Below are 7672 nucleotides of genomic sequence, written 5' to 3' on the forward strand. Positions count from 1 at the left end.
GGCATGGCCGCGAACGCGTGGGCCACGTTGGCGCAACCCATGCGGTCGGAGCCACGCGGGCGAGCCGCCAGCTGATCCACACGTTGCAGGTAGGCGCTGCGCAAGCCGGCGCTGCGCTCGCGAATGCGCTGGGTGACTTCGATCAGGGCTGGTTTCATGCGGTGACGCCGGGTGGGCATCGGCTGTAACTTGGGTCTTGATTATTCAGTAACCAAATTACATCGTCAACCAAGTCAGGGTTTGCCACCGGGTGGTGCCTGGGCCTTGTCGCGTGCGGCCTGCCGTGCACGATCCAGCAGTTGTGCGCAGTTGTCGGCGCCGGTTTCGCCGCCACCTCGGTCCAGCAGGGGCACCAGAGCCGCCAGCGGGTTGATCAACGCCAACAGCACTGCACTGCCCAGCTTGCGTGCCAAGGGGGCTTTCTCCACGGAGACGCGCGGGTCTTTGAACGGGCCTTTGACAAAGAGCGGGGTGCGCAAGGTCAAGGGGCTGAAATCCTTGGGGGTGACCACCACCCGCAGGTCCAGCGTTTCGTCTTTCAGCGACACGCTGCCGTCGGCCCAGAGGGTGGAGTCACCGGTGTCGACCACCAGGGCGCGCGGGCGCAGCACACCTTGTTTGGCCTGCATGTCGGCCAGTGCACAGCTGACAGGCAGCAGGTCGTCGCCTTTGAGCAGCACGCCGAGCGCTTCGGCGATGTCGAGGCCGGCCGCTTCGACCGCCAGGTGCGACACCCGGCCGTTGCGCAGCGAGGTGGTCACCACGCCGTCGAGGCTGCCCAGGATCTGCGCGGTCGAGCGCCCCTGACCCTTGAGCGAGGCGCGGCCCACCAGGCTGCCCAGCACATAGGGCGGGCCACCGCCGGGGCGCGGCTGCTTCAGCCACTCTTCGAGCTTGACGCCCGACCAGCGAAGGTCGGCCTCCCACAGCGCGATCTTGCCGGTGCCGTCGAGCGAGACGTCGCCGGCCAGGTTGCCATCGGCCGTGCGCGCCACCAGCTTGTCCAGGCGCAGCTTGCCGTCTTGCAGCGTGAGGTGGGTCTTCAAAGGCTGCAAGGGCAAGGCAAACAGGCTGCCGAGTTCAACGCGGTCGAAGGACATCAGCACGTTGGCATTCATGGCCCGCAGCGAAGGCAGGTCGAATTCTTTGTCGGGCAGCACCCGAGCCGCGACGGGCGACGACGCTCCGGCCGGTGGCGCAGCCGCTGCGCCCGGCTCGCCGCCGATGGTGGGCGCCAGATCGGCCAGCAGCAGGCGCGGGCCCGTCACGCTGCCTGACAGCAGCGGCACACGCGGGCGGGTGTCGTAAGTCAACGCGCCTCTCAGCTTGCTCGAGCCCACGGTGGCGTCGTCGGTCACCACGTTCCACACTTCGCCGGCTTTGGTGATGCGCCCGGCCAGCACGAAGGCGCCGGTGCTGGGCAGCGTCACGCCCAACGGGTCACCCACGGCAGCCAGCGACGGGCCGCTGACGCGGAACACGCCACTCATGCGCGACAGCTTGAACAGATCGGTCACGGTGCCGTTGAAAGCCAGCGCAGCCTTGCCCACTTTGAGCTCCAGCACGATGGGCACCGCCTCGGCATTGGCATCGCTGCTCAGCAGCGGCGTGACACGCGCCGTGCGCAGCTTGGCCGTGAGCTGGGCCGGGCCGTAGGTGCCTTGCGCGCTGGCCACAAGGCCTTGCAAGGCCACGCGCAAGGGCTGCGACGTGCCCGTCTGTGCCGCTGGCGAAGACGCGCCTTCGGCGACCTGCAACTCGGCGGTGATGTTGGCCTTGAGCGGTGCGTCGACGACGGTCAGCTGGCCTTGCAGCACACGCAGGTCGCGCACCGTGGGGAGAGCGGTGCGGGCGTCATCTGGCAGTGCGTCTTTGGGTCGGGTGTCACCAAACAACCAGGAGGCCCGGCCATCGGCCAGGCGTTCGGCATGCACCATCAGGTGGTCGGCATGCAGCAAATGGATGTCGAGCGGCTCGCCTTGCCTGGCGCGCCACAGGCTGCCATACGACAGCTGCATCTCGGCGTTGGTGGCACGCAAGAAGTACGGCCGCTCGCTCCAACCCGGCGCTGCAATCTGCAACTGCGGCAGCTTGACCGTGAGGCCGCCCAGAAAGCGCACCGTGGCGGCACCTGAGCCTGTTTCCGCTCCCGCGTCTTGGTTGAACTGCACCTCGCGTTGCAGCGTCTTGCTCAACGCACGTTGCACGGGTGCGGCGAGAAACGGCCAGCCGGCCACTTCGCAGGCGACGACGCCCATCACCAGCAGGGCCAACACACCGGCACCCACCGCCCAGCCTGTGCGGATGCGCCCAGTGTGTAGTTTCATGGCGTCGCTCCTGCCGGTTGATATCTTCGACCATAGGCTGCAAGCATCCGCCGCCGTATCAGCCGCGACCGGCTGTCACTGTGAGGGAAGTCCTACGGGGCAGCGGTCACCGCAGGCTGACGTCGACCCGGTACGACTCTTTGGCGTTGCGCGGGGCGGGCAGCGGTTGGCCGAGCGCCAGGCGTTCAGCCGGGACGCCGTTGGCCTCAAGCGCATGGCGCACACGCAGCGCGCGCCGCTGGGCGGCCGTGGTGTCGCCCTTGGCGTCGCGCACCCCGGCGATCACCACCATCAGCTGATCGTCGGCACGTGCTGCTTCGGCGATGCGCGCCAGCACCTCATCGCCTTCGGTGGTCAACGCCTCGCCGCTGGCAGCGAAGTACACCCGCTGGGCCGATGGGTCGTCGGAGCCGCCACGCAAGCTTTTGGTACAGGCCAGCGCAATCACCCCGGCCAGCACCAGGCCCACGATGCCCGCCACCGCACCGAGTGCGTAGCCTTGCACGCTATCGTCTTGAGCACTCATCCACATCTCTCCAGTCAGGTTGAAATTCATTCTAGAGTTGAGGCACATGCACCTCGTCGAACCGCTGCGACCCCTCAGCCCCGAACGCGAACCCGCCCGCCTGCTCGCACAAACCCGCGCCACGTGGGGCGGGCGGGGTGACTTGTGGGTGTTTGGTTATGCCTCGCTGATCTGGCGGCCCGAGTTCGAGTCGATCGAACAGCGCCCGGCGCGTGTGCACGGCTGGCACCGTGCGCTCGAGATGCGCTCGCGCATCAACCGCGGCACGCCCGAGTGTCCGGGCCTGGTGTTTGCCTTGGTGGGGGGTGGTTCGTGCCAGGGCATGGTCTACCGCATCGCGCGCGATCGGGTCGAAGACGAGCTGCCCCGCCTGTGGGCGCGCGAAATGCCCAACAGCGTGTATGACCCTCGCTGGCTGGCCTGTCGCACGGCCCACGGTGAAGTGAGCGCGCTGGCCTTCACCCTCAGCCGCGCCAGCCCCAACTACACCGGGCCGATGGACGACACGCACCTGGTGCAGGTGTTGAAGCGCGCGAGCGGGCGCTACGGCACCACGCTCGCGTACCTGCTGGAGACGGCGAATGCACTGAATGCGCATGGCATTCGCGACAAGAAGATCGAGCGGCTGGTGGCGCTGGCACGCCAGCATGCGCTGGCACCTTGAATCGATCAGCGCGCTTCGCGGAACTGCATTTCCTGCTGGGCAACGCGCACCCGCGCCAAATCATCTTCGGTGTCCACATCCAAGAGCACACCCGGGTCATCGATCTCCACCCCATAGGCCGGGTAACGTGCCACCAGGCGGCGTGCCCCCTCGTCGCCGGTCAGCATCACCAGCTCTGAATACAGCTCGGCTGCAAACCCCACCGGGTGGCCTCGCAGGCCACGGTGTTGGGCGTAGACGATGGCGTGGCTGTCGATCTCGCGGGCCACGGTGAGCAAGGTGCTGGTGCGCACCATCGGCATGTCGGCCGGCAGGATCAACCAGCCCGACGCGTCGGAGCGCGCCGCCACACCGGCCGCAATCGAGTAGCCCATGCCGAGCGCCTGGCTCTCGGGCGAGCCCACCGAGGGCAGCACCACCATGTCGCGCGTGGCCACGTGGTGGCTCACCAGCTCGGCAAGCGGCTCGGTGGTCACCACCAGCACCGGCAGACGGGTGGCCAGCGCATTGGAGAGCGTGGTCGCCAGCACCGTCGACGCACCGAGGCTCTGCATCAGCTTGTGATGCAGCCCGCGGAAGCGTGATCCGCGGCCCGCTGCCAACACGACAACTGCCGGCCGAGACTTCATGCGGCCCTTCTCCCTTGTGATGTGCCCGGTGGTGGTGAGCGGGTGATTCAAAACGAATCACCCGTCGTTTGAAGGATGGGAGTTCAGGGCATGCAACGATAGTGGGGGCTTCACTTAAGGCCTTCCCCGTAAGCCCTTTTGAGTAAGCGTTTGAGGGTTTCACCCCATCACGAACGGCAGGGAACGCAAGGGCTTGCCGGTGAGCTGCGCCAGGGCATTGGCAAACGCAGGCGCCAGTGGCGGCACGCCCGGTTCGCCCATGCCGGTGGGCGGCTCCGTGCTCGGCACGATGTGCACCTCAATCGCCGGCATCTGCGGCATGCGGGCCACCGTGTAATCGCCGAAGTTGCTCTGCTGCACCACACCGTCCTTCAGCGTGATGGCCGCGCCGGGCAAGGTGGTGCCCAGCGCCATCAGCGCCGCGCCTTGCACCTGCGCTTCCACCGCCAGCGGGTTGACCGCCGTGCCGCAGGCCACACCCGCAGTCACGCGGTGCAGCACCGGCTGGCCGTTGGCCACCGAGGCCTCGACCACATAGGCCACCACCGACCCGAAGGACTCGTGCACTGCCACGCCGAAGGCCTGGCCCTTGGGCAGCGTCTTCTTGCCGTAACCCGACTTGTCGACCGCCAGGTCGAGCGCTGCGAGGTGGCGTTGGTGTTTGTCGTTCATCAGCGCGCGGCGGTAGGCCACCGGGTCCTGACCGGTGGCGCGGGCGATCTCGTCGACCAGCGTCTCCATCACGAAGGCGGTGTGGGTGTGGCCGACAGAACGCCACCACAAGACCGGAACGTTGACCTTGGGGTGATGCACCTGCAGCGCCATCGGCACGTTGTACGGTGTGTCGGCCACACCTTCGGTCGACACCGAATCGACGCCGTTCTTCACCATGAAGGCCTCGAAGGGCGTGCCCGTGAGGATCGACTGGCCAACGATGGTGTGGTCCCAGCCCAGCACGTTGCCCTTGTCGTCGAAGCCGATCTCGGTGCGGTGCACATGCATCGGCCGGTAGTAGCCACCGCGGATGTCGTCTTCACGGCTCCACACGATCTTGAGCGGCCCCGACTTGCCGGCAGCGCGCCAGGCCTTGGCCACCTGGGCGGCTTCGACCAGGTAGTCGGAGGTCGGCACGGCACGCCGGCCGAAGCCACCGCCCGCCATCATCGTGGTGAGTTGCACGTCTTGCGGCTTCAGCCCCAGCTGCGCGGCCACCGTGGCCTGGTCGATGGTCTGAAACTGCGAGCCCGCACTGAGCTTGCAGCGCGTGCCGTCGAAGTCGATCAAACAATTCAGCGGCTCCATCGGCGCGTGCGCGAGGTAGGGGAAGCTGAACACGGCGCTGATCTTCTTGGGTGCGCTGGCGATCTTGCTCAGGTCGGCGTCTCGCACCTTGATGCCGGGCTCGGTGGCTATTCTCTTGTAGCGCGCGAGCAGCGCTTCGCTGTCGACCTTCTCGACGCCCTCGGTGTTCCAGCTGACCTGCAGCGCGTCGCGGCCCATCTTGGCCGGCCAGTAGCCATCGGCCACCACCGCCAGGCCGCTGGCGCCCCGGTCGAGCTTGACCTGCAGCACATCGGCCACACCCTTGATGGCCAAGGCCCGGCTCGCGTCGAAGCTCGCCACCTGGGCGCCGAACACCGGTGGGTGCACGATGAGCACGGTCTTCATGCCCTCGGCGCGGGCGTCGATGCCAAAGCTCTGCTGCCCGCGCGACTTGGCCTGCGCGTCGAGCCGGCCGGTGGGCTTGCCGATGCGCTTGAAGTCTTTGGCGTCTTTCAACACCACCTTCTCGGGCACCGGTTGCGTCATCGCATCGGCCGCGAGCTCGCCAAACGTTGCGCGTTTCTTGCCGGCCGTGACCACGCCATTGGTCACGCTGCAGGCTTCGGGTGCCACCCCAAAACGTTGCGCTGCTGCGCCCACCAGCATGGCGCGTGCACGAGCGCCCAGCTCGCGATATTGCAGCCACGAGTTGCGGATCGAGCCCGAACCGCCGGTCATCTGGATGCCGAAGGCCGGGTCTTTGTAAGCGTCGCCCGCCGGCGCCAGCTCGCCGCGCACCTTGGACCAGTCGGCGTCCATCTCTTCGGCCACCAGCATGGGCAGGCCGGTGATCACACCCTGGCCGAAGTCGAGCCGGTTGACCATCACGGTGACGATGCCCTTGGCGTCGATGTTGACGAAGGCCGCGGGCAGCTGGCTGGGCTTGAGGGCGCTGGCGGTGGCTTGCGCGGTGGCGTCATCGACCTGGGTGAACAGGCCGAGCGCAAAGCCTGCGCCTGCACTCAGCTTCAAGAAACCTCGGCGGCCCAATCCCGTGTCGGCCGTGGCCTGGGCAAGGCCGGCGCGTGCCATCAGTTGTTGGTAGTTCATGGTGTGCTCCTCAAGCCAGCGACGCAGCCGCGTCCTTGATCGCCGCACGGATGCGGGTGTAGGTGCCGCAGCGGCAGATGTTGCCGGCCATCGCGGTGTCGATGTCGGCATCGGTCGGGCGGCGCTTGCTGCGCAACAAGGCGGTCGCGCTCATGATCTGGCCGCTCTGGCAGTAGCCGCATTGCGCCACGTCGTGCTTGACCCACGCGGCCTGCACGGCCTTGCCCACCTTGTCGGAGGCCACGGCTTCGATGGTGGTGATCTTCTGCTTGCCGATCGACGAGATCGGCGTCACGCAGCTGCGCACCGGCTGGCCGTCCACATGCACCGTGCAGGCGCCGCACAGCGCGGCGCCACACCCAAACTTGGTGCCGGTGAGCTGCAACGAATCTCGCAAGGCCCACAACACGGGCGTGGAAGGGTCGGCGTCCACCTTGACGGTTTTGCCGTTGACGTTCAACGAGGTCATGCCAGGCTCCCAAAAATGAAGCCGTTGGTATACACCGCTTTGCATGACACAGCGTCGCGGCCTGCCTTTCTATACTGCCCGCACCATGACCCAAAACATCGCCGACCTGCGCAAGAGCTACGAACGTGCCGAGCTGGACGAGTCGGCCTCGCGCAGCGACCCACTCGAACAGTTCGGCCTGTGGCTGCAGCAGGCACTCGACGCGCAAGTGCCCGAGCCCAACGCGATGACGCTCGCCACGGTGGGCGAAAGCGGCCGACCGTCGACCCGCATCGTGCTGATCAAGGGCTTTGATGCACGCGGCATCGTCTGGTATACGAACTACGCAAGCCGCAAAGGGCGTGAGCTGGCTGCAAATCCGCACGCGGCGTTGCTGTTTCACTGGGTCGAGCTCGAGCGCGTGGTGCGCATCGAAGGCCGGGTCGAGAAGACCAGCGCCGAAGAGTCCGACACCTACTTCGCCTCACGCCCGCTCGACAGCCGCATCGGCGCCTGGGCTTCGCCACAAAGCCAGGTGATCAGCTCGCGTGCGGTGCTGGTGGGCAACGCGGCCAAGACGGCTGCACGCTATGCGCTCTCGCCACCTCGCCCACCGCACTGGGGCGGCTACCGGCTCGTGCCCGAGGTGTGGGAGTTCTGGCAGGGGCGCAAGTCTCGGCTGCATGACCGGCTGCGGTATCGCCG

Annotated in this window: 7 protein-coding genes; 2 read left to right on the top strand and 5 right to left on the bottom strand. The window is 67.1% G+C overall.

Translation table 11 applies throughout. The features are described 5' to 3' along the window. Positions 1-233: 233 nt before the first annotated feature. Positions 234-2327: an AsmA family protein gene (locus RMO40_RS00205; protein WP_309714786.1), complete on the bottom strand. Its 2094-nt coding sequence runs from the start codon at positions 2325-2327 to the stop codon at positions 234-236. Positions 2328-2433: 106 nt separating this feature from the next. Further along, positions 2434-2853: an OmpA family protein gene (locus tag RMO40_RS00210; RefSeq protein ID WP_309714788.1), complete on the bottom strand. Its 420-nt coding sequence runs from the start codon at positions 2851-2853 to the stop codon at positions 2434-2436. 46 nt (positions 2854-2899) lie between these two features. On the opposite strand from RMO40_RS00210, the gene RMO40_RS00215 reads away from it, so the two are divergent. After that, positions 2900-3517 carry a gamma-glutamylcyclotransferase gene (locus tag RMO40_RS00215; protein ID WP_309714790.1) on the top strand — a complete coding sequence of 206 codons (618 nt, stop codon included), beginning with the start codon at positions 2900-2902 and terminating at the stop codon, positions 3515-3517. A 5-nt stretch (positions 3518-3522) separates the two neighbouring features. On the opposite strand, the gene RMO40_RS00220 is transcribed toward RMO40_RS00215, so the two are convergent. The 3 genes from RMO40_RS00220 to RMO40_RS00230 form a co-directional block, all read right to left on the bottom strand. Then, entirely contained in the window at positions 3523-4146 is a 624-nt protein-coding gene (locus RMO40_RS00220) for an NTP transferase domain-containing protein (protein ID WP_309714792.1), read from the bottom strand. Between the two features lie 159 nt (positions 4147-4305). Continuing rightward, complete coding sequence (locus RMO40_RS00225; protein WP_309714794.1) at positions 4306-6519, bottom strand: molybdopterin cofactor-binding domain-containing protein; 2214 nt, start codon at positions 6517-6519, stop codon at positions 4306-4308. Positions 6520-6529: 10 nt separating this feature from the next. Next, a complete protein-coding gene (locus RMO40_RS00230; protein WP_309714795.1) occupies positions 6530-6988 on the bottom strand; it encodes a 2Fe-2S iron-sulfur cluster-binding protein in 459 nt (152 codons plus the stop codon). A gap of 85 nt (positions 6989-7073) precedes the next feature. Here RMO40_RS00230 and pdxH point away from each other — a divergent pair. Next, a partial coding sequence (pdxH, locus tag RMO40_RS00235; RefSeq protein WP_309714797.1) for a pyridoxamine 5'-phosphate oxidase occupies positions 7074-7672 on the top strand: 599 nt, incomplete at its 3' end.

The sequence above is a fragment of the Rhizobacter sp. genome (assembly GCF_031412075.1).
GTDB lineage: Bacteria > Pseudomonadota > Gammaproteobacteria > Burkholderiales > Burkholderiaceae_C > Rhizobacter.

Bases quoted from the DNA above. Each gene is read 5' to 3' on its own strand.
- RMO40_RS00205 (WP_309714786.1), bottom strand. From the start codon at position 2,327: ATGAAACTACACACTGGGCGCATCCGCACAGGCTGGGCGGTGGGTGCC.
- RMO40_RS00210 (WP_309714788.1), bottom strand. From the start codon at position 2,853: ATGAGTGCTCAAGACGATAGCGTGCAAGGCTACGCACTCGGTGCGGTG.
- RMO40_RS00215 (WP_309714790.1), top strand. From the start codon at position 2,900: ATGCACCTCGTCGAACCGCTGCGACCCCTCAGCCCCGAACGCGAACCC.
- RMO40_RS00220 (WP_309714792.1), bottom strand. From the start codon at position 4,146: ATGAAGTCTCGGCCGGCAGTTGTCGTGTTGGCAGCGGGCCGCGGATCA.
- RMO40_RS00225 (WP_309714794.1), bottom strand. From the start codon at position 6,519: ATGAACTACCAACAACTGATGGCACGCGCCGGCCTTGCCCAGGCCACG.
- RMO40_RS00230 (WP_309714795.1), bottom strand. From the start codon at position 6,988: ATGACCTCGTTGAACGTCAACGGCAAAACCGTCAAGGTGGACGCCGAC.